Here is a 26,531-nt window from a genome sequence, read left to right as displayed (position 1 = left end):
AGCCAGCTCTTGGCGCTGATCTCGCTGCCGCGGGGGGCCCGGATGGTGCGATCATTGTCCAGTCGATGGTTCATGCGGACCTCTTCAGGCGAGTCTCGGAAACGGATCGGTGGGAAGCTGCGCGCGCGCAGCAGCCGGCAGCGCGTCGGCCTCGACCAGCGCCGCGGCCTTGGCGAGATCGCCAGCCATGTAGCGATCTGTACCCAGCGAGGGGACCTGCTCGCGCAAGGCGGCGATGACGGCAGCCAGCGGTGCGCTCGTTGCATGCGGCGCACGCAGCGTGATGCCTTGCGCGGCGACCAGGAGCTCGATGCCGAGGATGGCGGCGAGGTTTTCGGCCATATCGGACAGGCGCCGCGCGGCATGTGCGGCCATCGACACATGGTCTTCCTGGTTGGCACTGGTCGGCGTCGAGTCGATCGAGCAGGCGGCTGCGCGCTGCTTGTTCTCGGCATAGAGCGCGGCCGCCGTCACCTCGGCGATCATGAAGCCGGAATTGATGCCGGGATCGGGGGTGAGGAACGGCGGAAGTCCGAAATTGAGCGCGGGGTCGACCAGCGTGGCGATGCGCCGCTCGCTGATCGCGCCGATCTCCGCCAGCGCCAGCGCGATAGCGTCGGCAGCGAAGGCCACCGGCTCGGCATGGAAATTACCGCCGGAGACGATCTCGCTGGTCTCGACCAGCACCAGCGGATTGTCGGTGACGGCGTTAGCCTCGACGATCAGCGTGCGCGCAGCCTGCGTGATCAGGTCGAGCGCGGCGCCTGTGACCTGCGGCTGGCAGCGCAGGCAGTAGGGATCCTGCACGCGCTCGTCGCCTTCGAGATGCGACAGGCGGATGTCGCTGCCGTCGAGCAGCGCGGTCAACGTCGCGGCCGCGGCGATCTGCCCGGCATGGCCGCGCAACGCCTGGATCTCGGGCCGGAACGGCGCCGTCGAAGCCATCGCCGCGTCCACCGACAATGCGCCGGTGACGAGCGCGGCCCGCGCCAGGCGGAATGCACGCAGCACGCCTGAGATGGCGTAGGCGGTCGAAAATTGCGTGCCGTTGATCAGCGCCAACCCCTCCTTGGGGCCGAGCGTCAGCGGCGCGAGGGCGGCAGCTGCCAGCGCTTCAGCGCCGGACACGGTTTTCCCGTCAACGATCGCCTGCCCTTCGCCGATCATCACCGCGGTCATATGCGCGAGCGGCGCGAGATCGCCGGAGGCGCCCACGGAGCCCTGCTGTGGCACCAGCGGAGTGACACCCCGCGCCATCATGGCCTGCAGCTGCTCGATCAACTCGCGGCGCACGCCGGAGGCACCTCGGCCGAGCGAGACGATCTTCAGCGCCATCATCAGGCGGACGATCGGCTCTGGCGTCGCCGCGCCGACGCCGCAGCAATGTGAAACGATCAGGTTGCGCTGGAGCAGCGCGGTCTGATCGGGCGGAATACGCTTCGACGCCAGCTTCCCGAAGCCGGTGTTGATGCCGTAGACGGGAACATCCGCGCGCGCAGCTCTTGCCACGATCTCCGCCGCCGCTTCGATGCGCGGCCAGAACGAGGGATCGAGCACGATGGGCGCACCATCGAGCACGCAGGCGAGGTCATCCAGACTGACCGTTCCCGGCTTGACGACGATCGCTGCATCCTTGTTCGTCATTGTCCCCTCCACACCCGGCGGTGCAGCGGATTGAAGCCGATGCGGTAGACCAATTCGGCGGGTCGCTCGATGTCCCAGATCGCGAGATCGCACCATTTGCCGGCCTCCAGCGTGCCGGCTTCGCTGAGGATACCGAGCGCACGTGCACCCTCACGGGTGACGCCTGCGATGCATTCGGCCACATTCATCCGGAACAGTGTCGCGCCCATATTCATCGTCAGCAGAAGCGAAGTCAGTGGCGAGCTGCCGGGATTGCAGTCGGTCGCGAGCGCCATGGCAACCCCATGCGTGCGGAACGCGTCGACTGGCGGCTTCTGCGTCTCGCGAATGAAGTAGAACGCACCGGGCAGCAGCACCGCAACCGTCCCGGCCTTCGCCATTGCGGCGGCGCCGGCCTCGTCAGTGTGCTCCAAATGATCGGCCGACAGCGCCGAGAATTTTGCGGCAAGCGCAGCACCGCCGAGGTTCGAGAGCTGATCGGCATGCAGCTTGACCGGCAGGCCGAGTTCCCTCGCCGTCTCGAACACCCGCGCGGTTTGCGCAGCCGAGAAAGCAATGCCTTCCATGAAGGCGTCGACCGCATCGGCGAGGCCCGCCTTTGCGACCGCCGGCAACATCTCCCGACAGACGAGATCGATGTAGCGGTCCTTGTCGCCATCAGCTTCCACCGGCAGCGCATGTGCGCCGAGAAAGGACGTGCGGACCGCAACCGGTCGCCGGCGTCCGAGGCTGCGTGCGGCTGCGAGCTGCCGCATCTCGGTCGCAGTGTCGAGGCCGTAACCCGACTTGATCTCGATCGTGGTTGCGCCCTCGCCGATCAACGCATCGAGCCGCGGCAGCGCACTTGCGACGAGATCGGCCTCGCTCGCCTTGCGCGTCGCGGCCACCGTCGACACGATGCCGCCGCCGGCGCGCGCAATCTCTTCATAGCTCGCGCCCTTCAGGCGCAGCTCGAACTCATGCGCGCGGTTGCCGCCATAGACGAGATGGGTGTGGCAGTCGACGAGGCCGGGCGTGATCCAGCGCCCTTCGCAGTCGACCCGTTCAGCGGCATCGGCGTCCGCCGGAAAATCGGCCTGCGCGCCGGCATAGACGATACGGCCGCCGCGCGCGGCAATCACGCCGTGCTCGATCTCGCCGAGGTCGGGGCGGTCGGCCCGTAGCGTGGCGAGCCGGGCATTGTGCCAGATCCGGTCGAAGCGCTCTGCCATGCAACGGCCCCTTCGTGGGATGCTTGACTTATATGTCTAGACATATAATCGTGCGGGAGTTCTGTCCAGCCGGCATGGAAACATGACACGACTGCATTTCGCCTCCGCGCTCCTGCCCTCGGGCTGGGCCAATGACGTGCAGGTGGTGATCACCGCCGGCGCGATCGCCGAGGTGACGCCGAATGTCGCGCCCGTGCCAGGCGATGAACGCCACGCAATCGCACTGCCTGGATTGGCGAGCCTGCACAGCCACGCGTTCCAGCGCGGCATGGCGGGACTTGCGGAGCTGCGCGGAGACAGCACCGACACCTTCTGGACCTGGCGCGAGACGATGTATCGCTTTGCGCTGGCCATGACGCCGGACGACGTTGCGGCTGTTGCGACGCTGCTCTATGTCGAGATGCTCGAGCAGGGCTTCACCCGCGTTGGCGAGTTTCATTACCTGCATCATGATCGCGACGGCTCGCCCTATGCGGATCCTGCCGAAATGGCCTCGCGCATTGCGCTGGCTGCTGAAGCATCAGGCATCGCCCTCACGCTGCTGCCGAGTTTCTATGCGCATGGCTCGTTTGGAGGAGCAGCGCCGCATGCCGGCCAGCGTCGCTTCATCTGCTCGGTCGATCAGTTCGCCGCATTGATGGCTGCTTCGCGCAAAGTTATTGCAGAATTGCCGGACGCCAATATCGGCATCGCGCCGCACAGCCTGCGCGCGGTGACGCCGAACGAGCTCACGGCGATCGTTCCGCTGGCCGACGGCGGGCCGGTGCACATTCACGCCGCCGAGCAGGTGAAGGAAGTCGAGGACTGCCTCGCCTGGTCGGGACAGCGCCCGGTGCAATGGCTGCTGGAGCACGCGCCAGTCGATCAACGCTGGTGCCTCATTCACGCAACGCACACGACGGACGAAGAGGTCAGCGCATTTGCAAGGACGGGGGCAGTCGCCGGCCTCTGTCCTGTCACCGAGGCGAGCCTCGGCGATGGCATCTTCCCAGCGCGCGAATTTCTTGCTGCCGGCGGTGCACTCGGTGTGGGCACTGATTCCAACGTGCTGGTCGGCGTCGCGGACGAGCTCCGTCAGCTCGAATATGGCCAGCGCCTCAAGCATCGCCAACGCAACGTGCTCTCCAGTGGCGCGGGTCGTTCGACGGGACGCACGCTGTTCGATCATGCGCTCGCGGGCGGAGCACAGGCGCTGGCGCAATCGACAGTCGGCCTCACGCCCGGTGCGCGCGCTGACATCGTCACCCTCGACACTGCGCATCCATCGCTGGCCGGACGTCAGGGGGATGCGGCTATCGATGGCTGGATTTTTGCGGCCGGCAGCGGTGCGATCGATTGCGTTTGGGCCGGCGGCGCCAAGGTCGTCGAAGGCGGCCGGCACAGGCTGCGTCAGCCAGCGCGCGAGCGCTTCAATGCATCGGTCCGGAGGCTCGTCGCATGAGCCTCGTCACCGATGCCGACAAGCCGACGCTCTACAAGCGCATCCGCGCCGACATCGAGAAGCGGATCCTGACCGGCGAATGGCCGCCCGGCCATCGCATTCCCTTCGAGCACGAGCTGGTCGCGCGCTACGGCTGCTCGCGCATGACCGTGAACAAGGCACTGTCTGAGCTGGCGCAGGCAGATCTGATCGAGCGGCGCCGGCGCGCCGGCTCGTTCGTGCGCCGGCCGCAGCATCAGTCGGCGGTGCTCAAGATCGCCGACATCCGCGCCGAGATCACCGCCCTCGGCCGCGCTTACGGCTACGAGCTGATCGGCCGCAAGCTGCGCGCGGCGACCGCTTCCGACTGCGATCGCCTCGGCGTCAAAAAGGCGGGCAAGGTGGTCGCGATCACCTGCCGCCACAGCGCCGACAACGTGCCCTTCGCCGCCGAGGACAGGCTGATCGACCTGTCGTCCGTGCCGGATGCCGCGACCGCGGACTTCTCGCGCGAGCCCCCCGGCTCGTGGCTGCTTCACCATGTCCCATGGACCGAAGCGGAGCACACGATCAGCGCCATCGTTGCGGACGATCGCACCGCGGAGGCGCTCGACATCGCCGTCGGCGCGCCCTGCCTGGTGATCGACCGCTACACCTGGCGGAGCGCGCGCACCATCACCGCGGTGCGCCTGCTCTATCCCGGTGACTCTCACCGCCTTGTCGCCCGATTCAAGGGAGGCTGAGAGGACATGTCGGCACAATTCGTGCAACGCTTCGGGCAACGGTCCAGATGGGCCGACAGTGATCAACAGGACGTCAATCCATCGATCGGCAAGAGGACGACAATCATGCGTAGTTCAAAGCTATTTGCGACAATCATTGCTCTCGCGGCCGCCACTCCCGCGCTCGCCGACGACGTCAAGGTCGGCGTCGGCATCTCCGGATGGACCGGCTTCGCGCCGCTGACCCTGGCGAAGGAGGCGGGCATCTTCAAGAAGAACGGCCTCGACGTCACCATCAAGAAGATCCCGCAGAAGGACCGCCATCTCGCGATCGCCTCCGGCGACATCCAGTGCGCGGCGACCACGGTCGAGACCTGGATCTCCTGGAACGCCAACGGTGTTGCGACCAAGCAGATCTTCCAGCTCGACAAGAGCTATGGCGCCGACGGCATGGCGGTGCGCAACGACGTCGCCGCGATCAAGGACCTGAAGGGCAAGACCGTCGCGGCGTCCGCACCCGGCACCTCGCCCTATTTCGCGCTGGCCTGGATGCTGAAGAAGAACGGCCTCACCACGAAGGACGTAACCGTCGTGAACCTCGAGCCGGCGGCTGCGGCGCAGGCCTTCGTCTCCGGCCAGAACGATGCGGCGATGACCTATGAGCCATACTTGTCGACCGTGCGTGCCGCGCCGGACAAGGGCAAGATCATCGCCACCACGCTGGACTATCCGATGGTCATGGACACGTTCGGCTGCACGCCGAAGTTCCTCACCGACAATCCCAAGGCGGCCAAGGCGCTCGCCGACAGCTATTTCGAGGCGCTCGAGATGATCGCCAAGGACCAGGCCAAGTCCTACGAGATCATGGGCGCCGACGTGAAGCAGACCGGCGAGCAGTTCGGCAACTCGGCGAAATATCTGCGCTGGCAGGACAAGGCCGCAAACCAGAAGTTCTTCGCCGGCGAGTTCCTGACCTTCAACAAGGAGGCCGCCGAGCTCCTGCTCGAGATCGGCATCATCAAGGCCGTGCCGAAGGTCGAGGACCTCTACGACGCGAGCTTCATCAAGTAACTTTCTTCGCGCTGCCGGTTCCGCCAGAGGCGGAGCCGGCGCGTCATTCGGATTTGCAATTTGATGCGTCCTCTGGATCCCGTGACATCTAGGCAGCGCGCGGCGTATGGCCTTGCGTTCTTCGTGCTGTTCGTCGCCCTCTGGTCCTGGGCGACCTTTGGCGGCCATGTGTCGAAAACCTTCCTCGCCAATCCGCTAACCATGGTGCAGGAGGGCGTCGAGCTGCTCACCAAGCATGGCTTCCTGTTCGACATCGGCATGACGATCTGGCGCGTCGTCGGCGGCTTCGCGCTCGCGGCGGTCATCGCGGTGCCGCTCGGCGTCTTGATGGGCGCCTACAAGCCGGTCGAGGCGTTCCTCGAACCGTTCGTGTCATTCGCGCGCTATTTGCCCGCTTCCGCATTCATTCCGCTGCTGATCCTGTGGGCCGGCATCGGCGAATTGCAGAAGCTGCTCGTGATCTTCATCGGCTCGGTATTCCAGGTCATCCTGATGGTCGCGGTGACCGTCGGCGCCACGCGGCGCGATCTGGTCGAGGCCGCCTATACGCTTGGAGCGAGCGACCGCGGTATCATCCGCCGGGTGCTGCTGCCCTCCTCCGCGCCCGAGATCGCCGAGATCCTGCGGCTGGTGCTGGGCTGGGCCTGGACCTACGTCATCGTCGCCGAGCTGATCGGATCGTCCTCCGGCATCGGTCACATGATCACCGACAGCCAGGCGCTGCTCAACACCGGCCAGATCATCTTCGGCATCATCGTGATCGGACTGATCGGCCTGATCTCGGACTTCCTGTTCAAGGCGTTCAACGCCTGGCTGTTTCCCTGGAAGCTCGCATGACGATGCTGAAGATCGAACAGGTCTCGCGCACCTTCCCCGCGCGCCACGGCAATGCGCCCACCAAGGCGCTGGAGCCCACCGATCTCGTCATCGGCAACAACGACTTCGTCACCATCCTCGGTCCCTCCGGCTGCGGCAAGTCCACGCTGCTGCGCATCGTCGCCGGCCTCGACCGCCCGACCGGCGGACGCGTCACGCTCGACGGGCGCGAGGTGACGGGCCCGGGCGCCGATCGCGGCATGGTGTTCCAGTCCTACACGCTGTTCCCTTGGCTGACGGTGCGCGAGAACATCGCCTTCGGCCCGCGCGAGCGCGGCGTGGCACAGGACGAGCGGAACAAGATCGCCGATGCCTTCATCCGCCAGGTCGGTCTGTCCGGCTTCGAGAACCATTGGCCGAAGCAGCTCTCGGGCGGCATGCAGCAGCGCACAGCGATTGCCCGCGCGCTCGCCAATGATCCGAAGATCCTCTTGCTCGACGAGCCCTTCGGCGCGTTGGACAACCAGACCCGCGCCCTCATGCAGGAAATGCTGCTGGGGATCTGGGAGCGCGACCAGAAGACGGTGCTGTTCGTGACCCACGACATCGAGGAAGCGATCTTCCTCGGCAGCCGCGTCATCGTCATGAGCGCGCGTCCGGGACGCATTAAGGCCGAGATCCATGTGGACCTGCCGCATCCGCGCTCCTACAAGATCAAGACCACGCCGGAATTCGTCCAGCTCAAGGAGCGGCTGGTCGAGGAGATCCGCACCGAGGCGCTGAAAGTTGCCGAACATGCCTGACACCCAACCCCGCGCCGACGGAAATCGCGTGCTCGCCGACCTCCATGCGCTGCGCGCCTTTGGCGCCTACAAGACCGGCGTGCACAAGCCGACCTTCTCCGAGCCGCACAAGCTTTCGCTGGAATGGCTCGTTCAGAAGCTGCCCGAGGCCAACCTCTCCGCGACGATCGACGGCATCGGCAATGTCTTCGGCACCAGCACGAAGCCCGGACCGAAGCTGCTGACGGGCTCGCACCTGGAAAGCCAGAACTACGCCGGCTGGCTCGATGGTCCACTCGGCGTCGTCTACGCGCTCGAAGCCGCGCGCGTGCTCAATACCGATCCATCGCTCAACGGCGCGGTCGAGGTCGCCGCCTGGTGCGACGAGGAGGGACATTTCGGCCATTTCCTCGGCTCGCGCTCCTATGTCGGACAGGTGACCGAGGCCGACATTGACGCCGCGCGCGACCGCACCAGCGGCCGCACCATGCGCGATGCGCTTGCCGACATGGGTCTCGCCGGACGCCCGCGCATCACCGTCGAGCCGGGGCGGCACGTTGGCTATCTGGAGGCGCATATCGAGCAGGGCGATACGCTCGAAAGCGGCGGCCTCGCGATCGGCGTCGTGACCTCCATCGTCGGCATCTGGCAGTACCAGATCAATTTTACCGGCGAGCAGAACCACGCCGGCACCACGCGCATGGCAGTGCGGAAGGATGCCGGCCTCGCGCTGGCAAAATTCTGCGTCGCGATCGACGAACGCTTTCCGTCTGCCTGCGGCCCGCGCACGGTCTGGACCACCGGGCGCATCGCGCTCGATCCGGGCGCTCCGAGCATCATTCCGGGTGGCGCAGAGATGCTGTTCCAGATCCGCGACGATGATCCGGCCGTGATCGCGCGGCTGGAGCAATTGCTGCGGACCATGGCGGAGGAGGCCAGTGCGAACGGTCCCTGCACCGTCACCGTCGAGAAATTGCGCACTGGTGCGCCCGCCATGATGAATTCCGGCTTCCAGGACGCAATCGAGGCCGCGAGCAGGGCACTGGCCGGCGGCCGGTCCCTCCGCATGCCCAGCGGCGCCGGGCATGACGCGCAGATGCTCGCGACCGTCATGCCCGCGGGCATGCTGTTCGTGCCTTCGATCGGCGGCATCAGCCATCACTGGACCGAGAACACCGCCGACGCCGATATCGTCACCGGCGCAGAGGTCTTCGTCGACGCCTGCCGGCGGATCCTCGGCGGCTAGAGCGAGATGCGGCTGCCGATCTGCGGCAGTCGATCGCGCGGCACAAGCGCTCGTGTCCCGGACAAGCTGCAATGCGTGGAGCATTGCGGCGCAGAGCCGGGACCCAGAGCCACGCGGCAATTGCGGCCAGGCCGTCGCCCTTCGAGGCTCGCCGAAGAGGCGAGCGCCTCAGGGTGACGGTGATGGAGTCGCGATCATTGCTTCTACGGGTCATACGAGACAGCCGCGTTCGTTACGAATCTGCACTGGTTCCAACGATCGAATGCACATCGACCGAAGGTCCCCCGCGACCGCGACACCTCGTGTGCGCCACAGACATAAAGTCGCGACAATCGTCGGGCTTGTCGATCGCCCTGCCTGCTTCCCCGGGAGTTCTCATGTCTTCAGCCGACCGGCCGGCGACCCGCCTTGCGACCCGGCTTGCCTTCTTCGTCGCAGGCTTCGGCATCGCGTGCTGGGCGCCGCTGGTGCCGTTCGCGAAGGCGCGGCTCGGCGTCGACGACGGGGTCCTCGGGCTGCTCCTGCTCAGCCTCGGCATCGGCTCGGTCGTCGCGATGCTGCTGACCGGCGTTCTCAGTGCGCGCTACGGCAGCAGGCCGATCATCGTCGCAAGCGGGTTCATGCTCGCGCTGGTCCTGCCGCTGCTCGCGATCGCAGGCTCGCCCACGTCTCTGGCGCTGGTGCTCTTTGCGTTCGGCGCCGCGCTCGGCTCGATCGACGTCGCCATGAACATCCACGCCGTGGAGGTGGAGCGCGCCGCGGGACGCCCGCTGATGTCCGGCTTCCACGCCTTGTTCAGCATCGGCGGCTTCGCCGGATCCGCGCTGATGACGGTGCTGCTCTCGTTGCAACTCGGTGCGCTGGCGTGCACATTGATCTGCTCCGCCCTGATGCTGCTCGCGATGTTTGCGACCTGGCCGCGCCTGCTTCGCTCGGTGCAGGTGCAGGACGGCCCGTTGTTCGTGCTGCCGCACGGATCGGTGCTGCTGCTTGCGCTGCTCGGCGCCATCACCTTCCTCGTCGAAGGCGCAATGCTCGATTGGGGCGCGCTCCTCGTCATCGGCGCGGGGCTCGTCACCGAGGCGCAGGGCGGAGCCGGCTACATCGTGTTCTCGATCGCCATGACGATAGGTCGGCTTGGCGGCGACGCGGTCGTTGCGCGCATCGGGGACCGCACGACCTTGCTCTGGGGCAGCCTCATCGCGATCGCGGGCTTTGTGATCCTGCTGACGGCGCCTGCCGCGGCGGTCGCCCTCGGCGGATTCCTGCTGATCGGGCTCGGTGCGTCAAACCTCGTGCCGGTGCTGTTCCGGCGGGCCGCGCGGCAAACGGTGATGCCTACCGGGCTTGCGGTCGCGGCGATCACGACTGCGGGATACGCGGGGGTCCTGATCGGCCCCGCCGGCGTAGGCTTCGTCGCACGTCTTGGCGGATTGCCCATGGCGTTCTGGCTGCTGGCCGGATTGATGGGCCTCGTCACGCTGTCGGCGCGGATCGTCACGGCGGAGCAGCGCCGGATGACGCGCGTCGATGCGTGAGCGGCCCTGCGCCGAATGACGGATGCGAGGGGCGGGATTGCCATCGGCCACCATGGTCCCATGCGCGTGGGTCCAGGACCATCATCTTGGCATGCCAGCCTAAACCGTTCTTTTGCAGGCACTATTTTGGCTGGCCGAAGCAAGCCCAAGCCATCTGCGCCGGTCTGTCTGCCATGCGGCTTTCGGCCAGTTTACTGGACGCGTCGTTCTGCTAGATCACAACCGAATACCTTTTGACTCCCGTGGAGGGGGCAATGGCACGTGGAAACTCATAGTAATCACGACTCGCACATTTCCTTTGGCCCATTTCGGCTGTTTCCAAAGTCGCGGCTCCTGGAGAAGGAGGGGGCGCCGCTTCACATCGGCGGCCGCGCGCTCGATATTCTGATCTTGCTTGCCGAGCGACCCGCGCGGCCGAGATCTCCCCTCCTCGCTCACTGCCTGCTCAGCTTGCAAAGATGATCGGGCGAGAGGAGGTCATCGAGAAGATTTCGAACGGATTGACCCTGCATCGCTTCATGACGGTGGTCGGCCCGGGCGGCATCGGCAAGACCGCCGTCGCCGTCACGGTCGGGCATCGCCGCTCGGCAGATTTCGGCGGACGCGTCTTCTTCGTCGACTTCGGTCCGCTGCGGGACGCCAGCCATGTCACGACCACCGTCGCCTCGGTCCTCGGACTGACCGTGAGCTCGGAGGATCCGACGCCGGCCCTCCTGACATTCCTGAAGACTGGACCCGCCCTGCTGATCTTCGACAGTTGCGAGCATGTGCTGGATACGCTGGCCCCGCTCGTGGAGCGTATCGTTCGCGAATCGCCGCAGCTTCGCGTTCTCGCAACGAGCCGCGAGTCATTCCGGAGCGAAGGCGAGCGGATCTTTCGTCTGTTCCCGCTGGATTGTCCGCCGGAGCGGGGGGGTCTCGAGGTCGCCGAGGTCCTCGCCTATCCCGCGGCTCAACTCTTCGTCGAGCGCATCGCGCAGAGCTCGGGTGCGTTCCAGCTCAGCGCTGAAGAAGCGCCGCTGGTGGCGAGCATCTGCCGGCGCCTCGACGGCATAGCGCTGGCGATCGAGCTCGCGGCGGGCCGTGTCAACGCATACGGCATCGCCGGAACGGCCTCCCTGCTCGACAGCCGCTTTTCGCTGCAATGGCGGGGGCGGCGCACGGCCGTGCCGCGGCACCAGACGCTCGCCGCTGCGCTCGACTGGAGCTACGACCTCCTGTCTCCGGCGGAAAGCGCCACCTTGCGGCGACTGTCGGTTTTCGCCGGGCCGTTCGCGCCGGAGGCGGCCGCCGCGGTCGCATCCGGCGAGGGCCTCAGCACCTCGGAGACGTTGGAGGCGATCGACAGCATGGTCACCAAATCGCTGATCTCGCCATCCGGTTCGCGGACGCTGCGCTATCGCCTGCTCGACACCACGCGCACCTACGCACTCGGGAAGCTGAACGAACTCGGAGAGGCGCGGACGTTCGCGCGGCGCCATGCCGAGCATTTTCGTGATTTCTTCGAGCATGCGGAGGCCGATACATCGACACCGCTGCCCGAATGGCTGAGCATCTATGCGGGCGAGCTGGACAATGTGCGCGCCGCGCTGGATTGGGCTTTCTCGCCCGACGGCGACGCAAGGCTCGGCATCGCGCTGACGGCGGCCGCGATCACCCTCTGGGTGCGGCTTTCGCTGTTCGCCGAGTGCCGAGAGCGCAGCAGAACGGCACTGGCAGCGCTCGGAGACGGCACGGACAACGACCGCATCCGCATGCAGCTGCTGTCGGCACTCGGCTGGTCGCTGATGTATGGCGAGGGTCGCGCGCGCGAGGCGCGCCCGATCCTGGAGACGACTCTCGAGCTGGCGGACAGGCTCGACGACAAGGATTTCCGGCTGCGCGCGCTCTGGGGCCTGTGCATCGACCAGTTCAACAACGGACAGTTCGGCAAGGCCCGTGCGTTCGCCGATCGTTTTGCGAGCGCGGCGGCGAACTCTCCCGACAAGACCGACGTCATGCTGGGCGACCGGCTGATGGCTGTCGCGCTGCACTATCTCGGCGACCAGAACGAGGCGCGGCAGCGTATCGACCGGGTCAATGCATCGCTGCACTTTCTGGCGGAGAAGCCCAAGATCTTCCCGCTCGATCTCAGGATCTCGACGCAATATTTCCGGGCCCGCATCCTGTGGCTGCAGGGTCTCGCCGATCAGGCGCAGGCGCTGGCGGCAAGAAACATCGAGGAAGGCCGAGCCAACGGCCACGCCCTGACCTTCTGCAGCGTGCTGGGCCAGGCCGCGTGCCCGATCGCCTTCTGGGCCGGCGATCTCGACGCCGCGGAACGCCACGGCAAGGAGCTGCTCGAGCACACCGATCGGCACGCGATCCGGCTGTGGGGCCTGTGGGCAAGAGCCTTCAATGCGGCAGTCGTCGCCAAGCGCGGCGACGTCGCGATCGGCCTGCCGCTGCTGCGCGAAGAGCTCAACCGCGCCGGCGATGCACGCTTCCTGCCGCGCTTTCTTCCACTGCTCGGCGAGCTTGCGGCGTGCTTTGGCGAAGCCGACCAGGTCGATCGCGGCCTCGACGTCATCGATGACGTCCTGACCCGTTGCAGCGACCGGCAGGAGCTCTGGTATCTGCCTGAGTTGATGCGCATCAAGGGAGAGTTGATGCTCAGGAGCGCGCGGCATTCAGCGGACGCCGAGGCACGCTTTCGCGAGGCCATGGAGATTGCCGTCCAGCAGGGCGCGCGCTTCTGGGAGCTGCGCTGCGCGATCAGCCTCGCGCGGCTCAGGATGGGGGCCGGCCGGAGTGCCGAAGCTCTGGCCGATCTGAAGAATGTCTCCGGATCATTCACGGAGGGCGCCGAGATCGCCGACATGCGCACCGCGCGCGAGTTGATGGCACAACTCCGGAACTGACGGCGCCGCCTCGCCCCCAGCAGCAGCCGAGGGAGCAGTTCACGAGTTGGTCATCATGCCCGGGCTTGTCCCGCCTGCGCGGCCGAAGCCGCATCGGCGAGGCGAAAGCCCGGGCATCCACGTTCTTTGTGCGACGTGGCAAGGCGTGGATGGCCGGGACAAGCCCGGCCATGACGTCGTGGAGAGTTCGGTTTCTCCAACGCTCACTATCATACGCCCTGAGCGGCAGCCGCACGCCGTGGCAGCTTCCAGTCGGGCCGGATGAAGTGGCAGGTGTAGCCGTCAGGATAGCGTTCGAGATAGTCCTGATGCTCCGGCTCGGCCTCCCAGAACTCGCGAGCGGGCGCGACCTCGGTCACCACCTTGCCGGGCCACAGGCCGGACGCCTCGACGTCGGCAATGGTGTCTTCGGCGATCCGCTTCTGCGCTTCACTCGTGTAGAAGATCGCGGAGCGATAGCTGGTGCCCAGATCATTGCCTTGGCGATTGAGCGTGGTGGGATCGTGGATCTGAAAAAAGAACTCCAGCATCGTGCGGAAGCTGGTCCTGGCGGGATCGAAGCTGATCTCGATCGCTTCGGCGTGCCCTTCGTGATTGCGATACGTGGCGTTCTTCACATGCCCGCCGGTGTAGCCGACGCGGGTGGAGATCACGCCCGGCTGCTTGCGGATGAGATCCTGCATGCCCCAAAAGCAGCCCCCGGCCAAAACTGCGCGTTCTGTCGTCATCTGACGCTCCATTGGTTTGATTGAGATATTCAGCGCTTGTCCCCCGCAGTATGCAAGCGCGGATCATCAACGTCATCGTGATATTCGAGGCCCAACGGCCCGATGGCCGAGACCTGCGTGACATATTCGCCTGATTTCGCCCAGTGAAAATGCCAGGTGTCGCCGGGCAGCACGATGACGCTACCGGGCGGATAGGCTTTCACCTTGTCGCCATCGAAGCGCTCGCCGAGCCCGATGTAGAAGACGCCCGACATGACCGTGTAGATGCGGTCCTCCGGATGCTTGTGCGGCATAAGCTTCGTGCCGCCGGGCACCTTCACCCGGACAAGGTATGGTCCGGGCTCGGAGGGATGGCCGACCATCACCGCCAGCCGCGCGCCCGCCGGGAAAGCGGGGAACGGCTGCCATGCGACGTCCTCGGGCAGGATTGCCCGAAACCTGTCTTCGTCCGGCTGATGTTGGCGAGGCAGATCCTGGCGCGGCATGGCAGCGTCTCCATTGTCTCGATCAGCCCAGCTTGGCGTCGAGCGTGATCGCGGCGTTGAGCACCTTCGACACCGGGCAGTTCTTCTCGGCCTCGCCGGCGAACTTCGCAAAGCCGGCCTCATCGAGGTTCGGCACTTTTGCACGCAGGGTCAGCGCGGACTTGCTGATCTTGAAGCCCTTGCCTTCAGGCTCGAGTGTCACCGCGGCTTCCGTCGACAGTTCGTCCGGCGTGAAACCCGCCATCTGGAGGCCAAACGCCAGGGCCATCGTAAAACAGCCCGCATGGGCCGCCGCGATCAACTCCTCGGGATTGGTCCCCTTCTCGTTCTCGAAGCGGGTCTTGAACGAATAGGGCGTCTGCGCGAGCACGCCGGATTCGCTCGAGAGATGACCGGTCCCATCGCGACCGGTGCCCTTCCAGACTGCCGTTGCCTTGCGGATCATTTCAGTTCTCCTTGTTTGATTTCAGCACCGGCGCTGCGTACCGGTGGAAAGGCGACATTGGCACGACCGCCCGTCATCGTTCCAACCGGCCGAACGCCGCAGCGGTTCCGTCAGCTAGGTGCCGATCTGCCCGACGTGGAAACCGAGCCGGTTCTCGACATCGCCGGCGCGGTGGAAGCCGCGCGCCATCAGCGCCTCGATCCGGGTCTGGCTGGCGGGGCGGCCGAGCGCGGCCAGGAACGCATCCCATTCCGGCTTGATCTCGGCGTCGGACGGCAGGCTCGCGACGTCGACGAGGCGCTTGGTCTCGGCGATCGCCTCCTTGTCGAAGGACGCGATGCGCATCGCGAGCGCCTCGACGAAACCGTCGAGCTCGGCATCGGGCAAGGACCGGTTGACGTAGCCGTAGCGCTCGGCGAGATCGCCGTGGATGTCGTCTGCGCCGAGCAGCACTTCGAGCGCGCGGCCGCGGCCGATCAGGCGCGGCAACCGCGCCATCGGCCCGCCGCCGGGCACGAGGCCCGCACCGACCTCCCATTGCGACAGGATCGCCCTCTCGCGGCTGGCAAAGCGAATGTCGCTGGCGAGCGCGAGCTCGCTGCCGACGCCGGTGGCGCGGCCCCGGATCGCGGCAATCGAGACCACCGGCGCACGGCTGAGGCGGACCAGCATGTCGGGCAGCGCCTGCAGGCCGGTCGGCCCGGGCGGGATGCTCAACGACTCTTCCAGCGGTGCGAGGAAATCGTAGTGGGTAATGAAGAAGCCCTCGACGGCGCTGTCGAACACCACAACCTTCACGTCCGGATCTGTCTCGATCGCCGTGACGATGTCGCCCAGCAGCGGAAGCTGCTTCGGCCCGAAAATATTCACCGGCGGCATATCGAAGGTGACGCGCCAGTATGACGGCAGCCGGCGCTCCAATCGGATGTCACCGGTCGTGAGATTGCGTTCGGGACGGTTCATCGCTTGTACTCCCTGATGCATGTGTTCCCGCTTCAGATCGATTGCCGCAGCGGACGGAACGCGGTGCGCATCTCCGCACAGAACAGCGCGGGCTGCTCCCAGGCCGCGAAGTGGCCGCCCTTGTCGAGGCGGTTGTAGTGCATCAGCTTCGGATAGGCCTTCTCCGTCCAGCTCCGCGGCGCGGCGTAGATCTCGTCCGGGAAGACGCTGACGGCAACCGGGATCTTCACGTGCTTGGGCGCGAAGAACACGAGCTTGTTCTCCCAATAGAGCCGCGCCGACGACACCGCGGTGTTGGTGAGCCAATAGAGCGTGATGTTGTCGATCACATCGTCCCGTGACAGACCTTCGGTCTTGCCGTCGAAAACGCGCGCGATCATTGCGGCACTGCGTGCGTCGTGGTCGAGCATCCAGGAGGCGAGACCCGCCGGCGAATCCACGAGGCCATAGAGCGTCTGCGGCCGGTTCGACATCTCGATCGCGTAGCCGAGACCATGCTTGTAGAAGTCGTCGAGCTGGTCGTAGGCGATGCGCTCGTCGGTCGAGAGATCCGGCGGCCGCACGCCACCCGGCTGAAGCGCCTTGGCGATGTCGTCGGGGACGGTCGCGGGCATATTGGTGTGGATGCCGAGCAGCTCGGGCGGTGCGATCAGCGCCATCTGCTCGGTGACGGCATTGCCCCAATCGCCGCCTTGGGCGACATAGCGGCTATAGCCGAGCCGCTTCATCAGCACGATCCAGGCTCGCGCGATGCGCTGGGGATCCCAGCCGAGCTCCGTCGGCTTGCCCGAGAAGCCGTGGCCGGGGAGCGAGGGGATCACCAGATCGAACGCGTCCGTGGCGCTGGCGCCGTGCGCGGTCGGATCGGTGAGCGGGCCGACGATCTTCATCTGCTCGATGATCGAGCCGGGCCAGCCATGCGTGACGATCATCGGCAGCGCATTCTCGTGGCGCGAGCGGACGTGAATGAAATGGATGTCGACGCCGTCGATGTCGGTGACGAATTGCGGCAGAGCGTTCAGCCGCGCTTCGATCTTGCGCCAGTCGTAGTCGCTCTGCCAGTAGCGCACGAGCTCCTGCACCGTCCTCAGTTGCACGCCCTGCGATTGATCGGTGACGATCTCGTGATCCGGCCAGCGGGTGGCCGCGAGACGACGACCGAGGTCGAGCAGGTCCGCCTCGGGCACGTTCACGTGGAAGGGGCGGATCGTGCCGTTCGTAGCCGCCCTCGCCGGCTGCAGCGGCAGCAGACTCGACACGCTGGCGGCAACCGCGCCCATCGCGGCCTGGCTCAGCAATTGACGGCGATCGGGGTTGAGGATGTCGGTGCGGACTTGCGTCGTCATTTGGATCTCCCTTGCTTCGACCAATGCCCGGGATCGGGTTCGAGAGCGGCACATCGGTCCGTTCCGTGCAGACATTGACGCGGGCAAGTCCGATTTGCGCGTTATGGCTTGTTAGGCCTCGTTAGCCCTTGCGAGTCCGCGCGATGAAACAGAACACGCGATGTCGATGCGGCACGGCGCGCGACGAGGTCAGTCATCGCGCGCCGGATCGGCTAAAGTCAGGAGATGCGCTGGCTGCAATTCACGACGACAGCGGCTGGCCGGCCTGCTCGCGGACGACATAGTCGGCGTACCAGTCCGCCCAGTTCTCGTCGTGTCCGCCGGTCCGCGTCTCGTGCTCGCCATGCGCGGTCGCCGCTCGGCGCAGCGCCGCCGCCAGATCGGTCGTCGACGCAAATGTCGTGGCGCCGCCCGCGATGCGCCCGGGCAGTCGTGTCGTGACCTCCTGGAACAGCCAGCCATTGCCGTCGGGGTCGCTGAACGATGCGAACGAGCTGTAGCTGCCGCGTTTCGGGTCGGCACCGCCGACCCGAACGCTGCCGAACAGATACGGCTCGTCGGGCCCGGCATGAACGTCGCCGGCACCGTGAAATGGCGCGCTGACCTCGACGCCGCGGTCGAGCAGGTCCTGCCGGGCGATCTCCAGATCGGAGACGATCAGGTACAGGCCTCGCGCCGAACCGGGCGCTGCGGCCGTCACATTCCTGCCGAAGATCACCGAGCAGGCCGAGCCCGGCGGCGTGAACTGGATCACGCGCCAGTCCTCGCCCGACGAAAAATCGGCGTCCAGCCGCCAGCCGAGGCAGGCGTAGAACGCCTTGGCACGGTCGACGTCGGACACGGGGATCACGACGACCTCGAGCTTCAGGTCAACGCTGCGCGATGTCGAGGGCCTGGTTCCGGTTTCGCGATCGATTTCGATGGTGGTCATGTCGAACTCCCTGATGTGAGACGCGGTTGCAGACATGGAAGAGCTTCATGCGACAGTCGGCATCACGATCGTCACCCGCGTGCCGCCCTGCCCCGCCTCGCCGTGCAATCGCGCGTGGATGCTGCGTGCGAGCCCTTCGAGGATCCGGCTGCCGGTGCCCTGAAGCGGGCCAGTCGCACCAATGCCGTTGTCGGCCACCGTGCAGAGCCAGGCGCCGTCGCGGTTCGCCAATTCGATGCGGATCAGCGCATCGCTCCGGTTCGGGAAGGCGTGCTTTGCCGCGTTCGTGACCAGTTCGGTGAGCATCAGCGCGAGCCGGTGACATTGAGCAGCCGGCAGCCTGCCGCTCTCGATCGCGGCTTCGCAGCGGATGCCTGCCGGCTCCAGCACCGCTTCGGAGAGGGCTCCGCACAGCTTTTCGAAGAACGGCTCCACGGCGATGGCCGATGGATCGTCGTTGTCGGACAGGAGCTGATAGAGCCGGCCGAAGGCGACGATGCGCCGCTCGAGGCGGTCCACCGCCAGCGACACATCCCTCCTACTCGCGCGCGTGAAGTCGCGGCGGACCGAGGCACCGAGCAGCGTCAGCGTGTTCTTCATGCGATGGTGGGACTCCCGCAGCACGAGTTCCCAGTCACGCGACTGATCATCGAGACTGGCGACGAGTTGAGGTCGAACGACGTGGTCGTTCGCCCCGGCGCCGATACTGGACATCATAGCCTCCCCGTTGAAACAGGATCTCACTCAAACGCTATAGTGGATGCGTCGCGCGCGTTTTGCCCGTTAGACGTTGCAAGATTCTGTTATGATCGGCGGCGCCCGCGATCGCGCAGCGGACACGCCTGTCTCGAGGGTCAGGCGCGCTGACGAATTATCGCAGTCGCGTCGTAAGCCGCTCGCGTTTAAGCAAAATTTGCGACACACGTCCCGGTGCAATCGGCGGTCGGCCACGCGATTTCGCCACTTTCGGCCAGTTTACTGGACGCCTCGATCTGCTAATCAAATTGCACACTTCAGCTCATTGACTGGAATTGTTGGCCCGTGCCGGACACTAACGAGCAGGATTCGGTCATAGCCTTTGGGCCGTTCCGCCTGTTCGTGAAATCGCGGCTGCTGGAAAAGGACGGCGCCCCGCTTCCCCTCGGCGGCCGTGCGCTCGACATCCTCATTTTTCTCGCCGAGCGCGCCGGAGAGGTCATTGACAAGCGGGAGTTGATCAAGCGCATCTGGGCCGACGTGAACGTGGACGAAGGCAGCCTGCGCTTCCACGTCACGACGCTGCGCAAGGCTTTGGGCGATGCAGGCGAAGGTTCGCGCTACGTCGTCAACGTCCCGGGACGTGGCTATTGTTTCACGGCTCCGTTGCTCCGGCCCGCAGCATCGGAGAGCAGGACGAGCCCGCCCGCCGCTTCGCCCTCCTCGCTGCCCTCGCCGCTCGCGAAGATGATCGGCCGGGACGATGCGGTCGAGAGAATCTCCGCCGAGCTTGCCCAGCATCGCTTCGTCACCATCGTCGGCCCCGGCGGGATCGGCAAGACGTCGGTCGCACTCGCCGTCGCGCAGGGCGAGCTCGCGGCCTTCGACGGCCAGGTGTGCTTCGTCGATTTCGGCGCGCTGACCGATACCCGGCTCGTCCCCGGAACCATAGCGGCCGTGCTGGGCCTGACCGTCAATTCCGAGGACCCGATACCGGATCTGCTGACGGTCCTGCGCAGCCGGCGGATCCTGCTGGTGCTCGACAGTTGCGAGCATATCCTCGACGAACTCGCCCCTCTGGCTGAGCGCCTGGTCCGTGAGACGCCGCAGCTGCATATCCTGGCCACCAGCCGCGAATCCTTTCGCGCAGAAGGTGAACGCGTCCATCGGCTGTTTCCGCTGGATTGCCCGCCGGAGCGCGAGGGGCTCGGCATTGCTGACATCCTTGCTTATCCCGCAAGCCAGCTCTTCGTGGAACGCATTGCCGAGAGTCTGAGCGAATTCGAACTCCGCGATGAGGATGCCCCGCTCGTCGCCGAGATCTGCCGGCGACTGGACGGCATTGCGCTCGCGATCGAGCTCGCGGCCGGACGTGTGAACGCCTATGGCATTGCCGGCACCGCCTCGCTGCTGGACAGCCGCTTCTCGCTGCTGTGGCGGGGACGGCGTACCGCAATTCCGCGGCACCAGACCTTGAGCGCGGCGCTGGCCTGGAGCTACGACCTGCTGCCGCCGGCCGAAAGCGCGACGCTGCGCGGCCTGTCGGTGTTCGTCGGGCCGTTCACGCTGGAGGCCGCGCTTGCCGTCGCATCCTGCCAGGGGATCAGTGAGCCCGAAGCCGTCGAAGCGATTTCGAACCTGCTGTCCAAATCCCTGATCGCGACCTCGCCCACGGAGCGGCGGCTGCGCTATCGCCTGCTCGACACCACCCGCGCCTTCGTCGCGGACAAGCTCGTCGAGAACGGGGAAGCGGACCGCGTCGCACGCGCCCACGCCGAGTATTTCCGCGACTTCCTCCACGACATTGCCCTCAAATCCACTGGCATGCAGAGCGCCGGCGGCTTCCTTCCCTATGCCGACCATTTGCCGAATGTCAGGGCCGCGCTGACCTTCAGCTTTTCGGAGAGCGGCGATCGGACGATCGGCGTCGATCTGGCGGCCTCGGCGGCGCAGTTCTTCCTCGAACTGACCTTGCTGACGGAATGCTACCGCTGGACCCGGCAGGCGCTGGCGTCGCCGGATGCGCGCGCCGCGGACAGCCGCAAGGAGATGACCTTGCAGGCCGCGCTCGGCGTCTCCGTGATGTTCACGCAGGGCAATACCGAAGGCGTCCGGTCGGCATTCACGCGCAGTCTCCAGCTTGCCCGGGAGCTCGAGGACCTGCACTGGCAGCTCTGGCTGCTGCGCGGATTGCACATCTACCTGACCAGGGTCGGAGATTTTCACGGCGCGCTCGGAATCGGCGAACAGGGCGAGAGCGTGGCGCGAAAGCTGAACGATCCCACCGCCACGCTGAACGTCGAATGGATGCTGGGCGTGGCGCATCATCTGATCGGCAACCAGGACAAGGCGGTTCGGTTCTGCGAGAGCGCGATGGTGCACAATCCCGGCTCGCAACGGCTGAACATCGGCCATCTCGGCTATGACGACCGCATCGTGGCGCTGGTGGCGCTGGCGCGCGGACTCTGGCTCACCGGCCGGCCCGAGCGTGCGATCGAGGCCGCCAGATACACGGTTCGCGAGGCCGAGCTGCTCGAACAGCCGCTGACCCTCGGCATCTCCCTGATCTGGACGATCTACGTGTTCCTCTGGGTCGGCGACTGGGACAACGCCGAAATCCTGATCGAGCGGCTGATCGACCATTCGGCGCGGCACTTCCTCGGGCCCTATCACGCGGTCGGCATCGGCCAGAAGGGCGAGCTGCTGCTGCGCCGCGGCGACGTTGCCGCGGGCATCGAGCACCTTCGCCGCAGTCAGGCCACGTTGCACGCGGCCCGGCACCGGATCATGACGACCGTGTTTGCAACGGCGCTCGCGGAGGGTCTCGCGTCCCAGAATCAGCCCGACGACGCCCTGCGGACGATCAACGAGGCGATCGCCCAGATTCCCGATCATGGGGAGTCCTTCGACATGCCGGAGATGCTCAGGGTCAAAGGCGACATCCTCGCCCGGTCGGGCAGCGCGGTGGAGGCCGAGAGCTGCTTGCGCGAATCGCTCGATCTGTCGCAGCGCCAATGCGCAGTCGGCTGGGAGCTCCGGGGCGCGATCAGCCTCGGTCGCATCTGGCGCGAGGCCGGAAAGGCCGGCGACGCACGCGACTTGCTCGCCCCGCTCGTCGGGCGCTACCAGGAGGGGCTCCAGACCCGCGATCTGGTCGCCGCAACGGAGTTGCTGGGCACGCTGAATTGACAGCATCTTCAACGGCATACCGCCAAACTGCCTGCTCGCAACTCCTAACAACTTCTAACACGCCAAGCCGCCTGCGCCCCGCCATGGTGGCGACACTTCATGGTGGATATGGCGGGACATGGCGCTTCTCGACGACGTAATGGATGCCAGCGGCGGCTTGACCCACTGGAACAGCCTGAACCGGTTTACGCTCCACCTTTCCGTCGGCGGATCGCTGTTCTCCAGCGCCGGACATGCCCAGGAATTCAAGGACGTGACCGCGGAAGGCTCAACCCGCGCGCAATCGCTCCGGTTCACCGGCATCACCGGGGGCGAACACTCCGGCTCCTTTCAACCCGACGCGATCACGATCGAGAGCCTGGATGGCGAAGTTCTGCGAACCTGGCGCAACCCGAGCCTCGCGTTGACCGAGCCCGGCTCGTCTGCGCTTGCCGACGAACTGCATCTGGTCTTCTTCTGCGGCGTCGCGATCTGGAACTATCTGACCAGCCCGTTCCTGCTCGCCCATCCCGATGTCGCGGTGGAGGAGCTGCCGCCCTGGCGCGAGGGCGCCGAGACGTGGCGGCGGCTCAGGGCACAATTCCCCCCGCACCTCATCACGCTCGCGCCTGAACAGATCTTCTATTTCGACGAGAGCGCCCTGCAACGGCGGACGGACCACGATCTCTTCGGAAACAAGGTCGCACACTTCTCCTGGGCTCATGACAGCTTCTGCGGCATCGTCGTGCCGACACTTCGACGCGTGCAGACGCTGCAGCCTGACGGAACGGTCATCGCCAGGCCCGTGCTGATGGACGTCGAGATCTTCGACGCCATCTTCGAGTAGAGACGACCACCCGCGGGAGCGGCGACCACTGCTCTCAACGCCTAACAATACATAACGAGCCAATAGACGGCACCCGGTGCAGATTGCACACGCGAGCAACCAACGACGTGTGCCATCGGAGCAATGACATGAAGGTTCCAGCTACCCTTGCACTCTCGGCAGCCCTGGCCTGCGCGACTGCGCACGCCTCGGCACAGGACCTGCGATCGAGCCGGCGTTCGATCAGCTATCACACCGTCAATATCCAGGGCCTCGAGATCTTCTACCGCGAGGCCGGCCCCGCCGACGCACCGACCCTGCTGCTGCTACATGGCTTCCCCTCCTCGTCGCGGATGTGGGAGCCTCTGCTGCCGCTGCTCGCCGACAGATATCACGTGATCGCACCTGATTATCCCGGATTCGGCAACAGCAGCGCGCCGCCGCCGTCCACTTTCACCTATACGTTCGACAACATCGCCGGCGTGATCGGAGAGCTCACGACGAAGCTCGGTCTCGGCAAATATGTTCTGTTCATGCAAGACTACGGCGGTCCGGTCGGCTTCCGCATGGCGCTGGCGCATGCCGAACGTGTCCGCGGAATCATCATCCAGAATGCGGTGTCGCACGAGCAGGGTTTGAGCCCGCTCTGGGAAGCGCGTCGCAGGTACTGGGCCGATCCGGCACACGAGCTCGAGGCGCTCAAGGCCAATTTCACCTCGCTGGCGGCGACGCGTCAGCGGCATCTCGGCTCAAGCCCGCACCCCGAACGCTACGACCCCGACACCTGGAACGACGAATACGCGTTCCTGACGCGTCCCGGCCAGGCCGAGATCCAGGCCACGCTGTTCCTGGATTACCGGACCAACGTCGCCTCCTATCCCAAATGGCAGGACTGGTTGCGCAAGACGCGGCCGCCGACGCTGGTGGTCTGGGGCAAATACGATCCGTCTTTCACCGTCGCCGGCGCCACAGCCTATCGCGACGATGTGCCGGATGCAGAGGTTCACATCCTGGAGGCGGGCCACTTCGCGCTGGATGAAGCCGCCGACGAAATCGCCGCGCTCGTTCGCGACTTCCTTGCGCGCCTGGAAAAGGACAAGGGCTAGGCCCGGGATTTCGGACCGCGCAAAATCAGGCCGACTGATCCAGCATCAGCCGTGCCGCCCTGAGATCGGCGGTCTCGAACCCCTCGGAGAATCGGGCGTAGGTGCTGGCGAGCCGCTCAAGCGAATCTGGCACACCTTGACGGTCTCGCAGCCGCGCCAGCGACATCTCGGTTCGCAACAGCCAGGCCAATGCGCCCTGGTGCTCGGCGAGCGTCGCCGACGCGACCAGACTTGCCTCGGCAGCTGCGAGGTCTCCGCCATGCGCCTCGAGCTCGCCCCGCAGACGGAGCAGCTCCGGCATGTCGAAGGCGCCGCCTTCCTGCTCGATCCGCGCAATGGTCTCGTGCAGCATCTCTTGTGCGTCCGGCAGCCGTCCGAGTGCCGCCAATCCCCGGGACAGATCGGCTGCGAACGCCGACGCGTAGAGTTCGTAGCGATCCGCGTGCAGGCGCGGGAGCGCAGTCCGCAACAGGTCGATGCCGCCGGGGACCTCGCCGCGGGCGATCATGGCCTGCGCCCGAAAGCCGGTCGCGACGGCTTCGTAAGGAACGAGCCCGTGCAGGTTCGCATGCTTCACCAGGCGACCGGTCATGGCCTCGACGGAGGACCAGTCGCCAACCCAGCCGAACACCGAGGCGGACCAGCATAACGCGATACAATGCATGACCACGTCGCGCGGCGCTGACGCGCCGACGAGCGGACGGATGCATTCGAGCGCACGGTCGGGAAAGCCGCGCAGCCATAGCACGCGCGCAAGCGGAATCTGCGGCGTGCGCGAATAGGCGAAATGTCCGGGTTGAGTGCCACGCAGCGCGGCGTCGTCGCGCAGGCCCTCGTCGAGATGGGCCTGGGCCTCGAGCTGGTCCCCGGCGAGGTGATAGGACACGCCGAGCAGCGCCTTGCTGCCGGCAACGCCTGCGGTATCGCCGATCAGGCGGGCAATCCGCTCGGCGTGGCGCGCAGTCGGCACCAGATGCCGATAGCCGCCGGTCCGGCGGTAGAACATATTCAGCCGCGACAGCAGCCGGAAGGTATTGGCATGGTCGCCGAGCGTTTCCGAAATCTCCAGCCCACGCCTGAGCGCCGCTTCCGCCTGCCCGCTGTTGCGCTCGGTGAACATGAGGGCATGACCGAGCGTCGACTGGAGCTCGAGCTCCCATCTGTCGCCCCGCTCGGCCTCACCGAGCGTTGCGAGTGCCCGTTCGGACCATATGCGCGCTTCGTTCAGCAAGCTGAGCTCGACGAACAGCCTCGTGCAGCTGCCCGCCAGCGGCACGCGCAGGCCGGCGCCGTCAACATTGGCGTAGCTCCACGCCAGTGCCGCGCGAGCGTCGGCGAGCAGGCCGGCCCGCTCCTGTCCCCGGGACGCCTGGTCGCGGCTGTCCGGCTCTGTCATGCCGGCTTCGAGCGTGCGTTGAACATATCCGGCATGGCGGCGCGCGATCGTGTCGGCCTCGCCGCCACCTACCAGCTTCTGCATGGCATAGGCACGCGTCGCATCCAGCAGGCGATAGCGCCGCGACGCGCCGTCCGGTTGCGCCGATACCAGCGACTTGGCCACGAGTTGCTCCAACGCGTGGACGACGCGATCCTCCGCCGTCGCGGCGTCAGTCGCCACCGCTATCGCGCCCTGCAACGTGAAGGGACCCGCGAAGATGGCGAGGCGCTGGAACACGATGCGCTCGCTCTCGCCGACCAGGCCGAAGCTCCAATCGAGCGTGGCGCCGAGCGTCTGCTGGCGCGGCGGCGCCGTTCGCCGCCCGCGCCATTCGAGCTGCAAATGGCTGTCGAGCAGCGCCGCCATCTCGCGCAATCCGTAGAGACCAACGCGCGCGGCGGCCAGCTCGATCGCAAGGGCGATGCCGTCGAGCTTGCCGCAGATCCGGACCAGGACTCCCACGTCCTCGTCCGTGATGGCGTCCCGATGGCCTGCCGCGACGGCGCGGTCCACGAACAGACGCGCTGCCGGATAACCCAGCACCTCACCGGCGCTGAGACGAGCGTTCTGCGGCGGACCTGGCAGAGGAGCGAGTTCAAAGATCTGCTCCCCCTCCACCAGCAGCGACTCGCGGCTGGTTGCCAGGATGGCGACGCCGGGCGCCTCACGGTAGATGGCTTCCGCGAGACGCGCGACCTCGTCGATGACGTGCTCGCAGCTGTCGAGAATGAAAAGCAGCCGTCGCCCGCGCAGAAAATTGACGATGCTGACTGCGGGGTCGTTGTGATGCACGACGAGGCCCAGCGCGGCGGCAACCGTGCTCGCGACCAGCGCGGCATCCTGCAGCGGACCGAATTCGAGGAAATGGACGTTTCCCTTGAATCTGTCGCACATGTCATGCGCGAGCGCGGCCGCAACGGTGGTCTTGCCGATGCCACCCGGCCCTCGCAGCGTGACGAAGCGATCGCGGAGCAGGCGCTTCGACAGCTCGGCCACGACGTCGTCCCGCCCGGAACGTTGGTGATGTAGCGGGCGCCATCCTTGCCGTC

Annotated in this window: 20 protein-coding genes and 1 pseudogene; 11 read left to right on the top strand and 10 right to left on the bottom strand. The window is 66.1% G+C overall.

What is annotated here, in order from left to right; all coding sequences use genetic code 11:
• Nucleotides 1-84 precede the first annotated feature (84 nt).
• Nucleotides 85-1,644 (bottom strand): histidine ammonia-lyase, encoded by a 1,560-nt coding sequence (gene hutH / locus H1B27_RS01485; protein ID WP_197964693.1) that lies wholly within the window; start codon nucleotides 1,642-1,644, stop codon nucleotides 85-87.
• Nucleotides 1,641-2,855 carry an imidazolonepropionase gene (gene hutI / locus H1B27_RS01480; protein WP_197964692.1) on the bottom strand — a complete coding sequence of 405 codons (1,215 nt, stop codon included), beginning with the start codon at nucleotides 2,853-2,855 and terminating at the stop codon, nucleotides 1,641-1,643. The genes hutH and hutI overlap by 4 nt, the downstream gene beginning before the upstream one ends.
• Before the next feature lie 82 nt (nucleotides 2,856-2,937).
• Here hutI and H1B27_RS01475 point away from each other — a divergent pair, with 82 nt between their 5' ends.
• From H1B27_RS01475 to H1B27_RS01440, 8 genes and pseudogenes are all read left to right on the top strand, one after another.
• Nucleotides 2,938-4,296 carry a formimidoylglutamate deiminase gene (locus H1B27_RS01475; RefSeq protein WP_197964691.1) on the top strand — a complete coding sequence of 453 codons (1,359 nt, stop codon included), beginning with the start codon at nucleotides 2,938-2,940 and terminating at the stop codon, nucleotides 4,294-4,296.
• On the top strand, nucleotides 4,293-5,018 hold the full coding sequence (gene hutC, locus H1B27_RS01470; protein WP_197964690.1) for a histidine utilization transcriptional repressor HutC: 726 nt from the start codon (nucleotides 4,293-4,295) through the stop codon (nucleotides 5,016-5,018). The genes H1B27_RS01475 and hutC overlap by 4 nt, the downstream gene beginning before the upstream one ends.
• A 105-nt stretch (nucleotides 5,019-5,123) precedes the next feature.
• On the top strand, nucleotides 5,124-6,068 hold the full coding sequence (locus H1B27_RS01465; protein ID WP_197964689.1) for an ABC transporter substrate-binding protein: 945 nt from the start codon (nucleotides 5,124-5,126) through the stop codon (nucleotides 6,066-6,068).
• A 63-nt stretch (nucleotides 6,069-6,131) separates the two neighbouring features.
• The gene (locus H1B27_RS01460) at nucleotides 6,132-6,905 is read left to right on the top strand and encodes an ABC transporter permease (RefSeq protein ID WP_197964721.1); all 774 of its coding nucleotides are present in this window, start codon (nucleotides 6,132-6,134) and stop codon (nucleotides 6,903-6,905) included.
• The gene (locus H1B27_RS01455; protein WP_197964688.1) at nucleotides 6,902-7,687 is read left to right on the top strand and encodes an ABC transporter ATP-binding protein; all 786 of its coding nucleotides are present in this window, start codon (nucleotides 6,902-6,904) and stop codon (nucleotides 7,685-7,687) included. Before H1B27_RS01460 ends, H1B27_RS01455 begins: the two co-directional genes overlap by 4 nt.
• On the top strand, nucleotides 7,680-8,912 hold the full coding sequence (locus H1B27_RS01450; protein ID WP_197964687.1) for a Zn-dependent hydrolase: 1,233 nt from the start codon (nucleotides 7,680-7,682) through the stop codon (nucleotides 8,910-8,912). Before H1B27_RS01455 ends, H1B27_RS01450 begins: the two co-directional genes overlap by 8 nt.
• Before the next feature lie 377 nt (nucleotides 8,913-9,289).
• Nucleotides 9,290-10,450: an MFS transporter gene (locus H1B27_RS01445; RefSeq protein ID WP_197964686.1), complete on the top strand. Its 1,161-nt coding sequence runs from the start codon at nucleotides 9,290-9,292 to the stop codon at nucleotides 10,448-10,450.
• Nucleotides 10,451-10,711: 261 nt separating this feature from the next.
• A pseudogene (locus H1B27_RS01440) lies at nucleotides 10,712-13,350 on the top strand (ATP-binding protein).
• Nucleotides 13,351-13,559: 209 nt separating this feature from the next.
• Here the strand turns inward: H1B27_RS01440 and msrA are convergent.
• The 7 genes from msrA to H1B27_RS01405 form a co-directional block, all read right to left on the bottom strand.
• Nucleotides 13,560-14,078, bottom strand: a complete 519-nt coding sequence (msrA, locus tag H1B27_RS01435; protein WP_197964685.1) for a peptide-methionine (S)-S-oxide reductase MsrA — start codon at nucleotides 14,076-14,078, stop codon at nucleotides 13,560-13,562.
• A gap of 29 nt (nucleotides 14,079-14,107) precedes the next feature.
• Nucleotides 14,108-14,563, bottom strand: coding sequence for a cupin domain-containing protein (locus tag H1B27_RS01430; RefSeq protein WP_061883510.1), 456 nt, complete (start codon nucleotides 14,561-14,563; stop codon nucleotides 14,108-14,110).
• 22 nt (nucleotides 14,564-14,585) lie between these two features.
• Nucleotides 14,586-15,008: an OsmC family protein gene (locus tag H1B27_RS01425; RefSeq protein WP_061883511.1), complete on the bottom strand. Its 423-nt coding sequence runs from the start codon at nucleotides 15,006-15,008 to the stop codon at nucleotides 14,586-14,588.
• 114 nt (nucleotides 15,009-15,122) lie between these two features.
• Nucleotides 15,123-15,971: an enoyl-CoA hydratase/isomerase family protein gene (locus tag H1B27_RS01420; protein ID WP_197964684.1), complete on the bottom strand. Its 849-nt coding sequence runs from the start codon at nucleotides 15,969-15,971 to the stop codon at nucleotides 15,123-15,125.
• A 32-nt stretch (nucleotides 15,972-16,003) separates the two neighbouring features.
• Nucleotides 16,004-17,317 (bottom strand): epoxide hydrolase family protein, encoded by a 1,314-nt coding sequence (locus tag H1B27_RS01415; RefSeq protein ID WP_197964683.1) that lies wholly within the window; start codon nucleotides 17,315-17,317, stop codon nucleotides 16,004-16,006.
• Between the two features lie 241 nt (nucleotides 17,318-17,558).
• Nucleotides 17,559-18,248, bottom strand: coding sequence for a VOC family protein (locus H1B27_RS01410; RefSeq protein WP_197964682.1), 690 nt, complete (start codon nucleotides 18,246-18,248; stop codon nucleotides 17,559-17,561).
• 45 nt (nucleotides 18,249-18,293) lie between these two features.
• The gene (locus H1B27_RS01405) at nucleotides 18,294-18,962 is read right to left on the bottom strand and encodes a sensor histidine kinase (RefSeq protein WP_197964681.1); all 669 of its coding nucleotides are present in this window, start codon (nucleotides 18,960-18,962) and stop codon (nucleotides 18,294-18,296) included.
• A gap of 327 nt (nucleotides 18,963-19,289) precedes the next feature.
• Between H1B27_RS01405 and H1B27_RS01400 the strand changes: the two genes are divergently transcribed.
• The 3 genes from H1B27_RS01400 (at nucleotide 19,290) to H1B27_RS01390 (ending at nucleotide 24,044) form a co-directional block, all read left to right on the top strand.
• The gene (locus H1B27_RS01400) at nucleotides 19,290-22,133 is read left to right on the top strand and encodes an ATP-binding protein (protein WP_197964680.1); all 2,844 of its coding nucleotides are present in this window, start codon (nucleotides 19,290-19,292) and stop codon (nucleotides 22,131-22,133) included.
• A gap of 118 nt (nucleotides 22,134-22,251) precedes the next feature.
• A complete protein-coding gene (locus tag H1B27_RS01395; protein WP_061883515.1) occupies nucleotides 22,252-22,959 on the top strand; it encodes a hypothetical protein in 708 nt (235 codons plus the stop codon).
• Between the two features lie 128 nt (nucleotides 22,960-23,087).
• Complete coding sequence (locus tag H1B27_RS01390; protein WP_061883516.1) at nucleotides 23,088-24,044, top strand: alpha/beta fold hydrolase; 957 nt, start codon at nucleotides 23,088-23,090, stop codon at nucleotides 24,042-24,044.
• Between the two features lie 25 nt (nucleotides 24,045-24,069).
• Here H1B27_RS01390 and H1B27_RS01385 read toward each other — a convergent pair whose 3' ends face one another.
• Nucleotides 24,070-26,478 (bottom strand): ATP-binding protein, encoded by a 2,409-nt coding sequence (locus H1B27_RS01385; RefSeq protein WP_311976916.1) that lies wholly within the window; start codon nucleotides 26,476-26,478, stop codon nucleotides 24,070-24,072.
• Between the last annotated feature and the right edge of the window lie 53 nt (nucleotides 26,479-26,531).

Source organism: Bradyrhizobium diversitatis, assembly GCF_016031635.1.
Taxonomy (GTDB): Bacteria; Pseudomonadota; Alphaproteobacteria; order Rhizobiales; family Xanthobacteraceae; genus Bradyrhizobium; species Bradyrhizobium diversitatis.
This window is presented reverse-complemented; position numbering and strand designations above follow the sequence as displayed.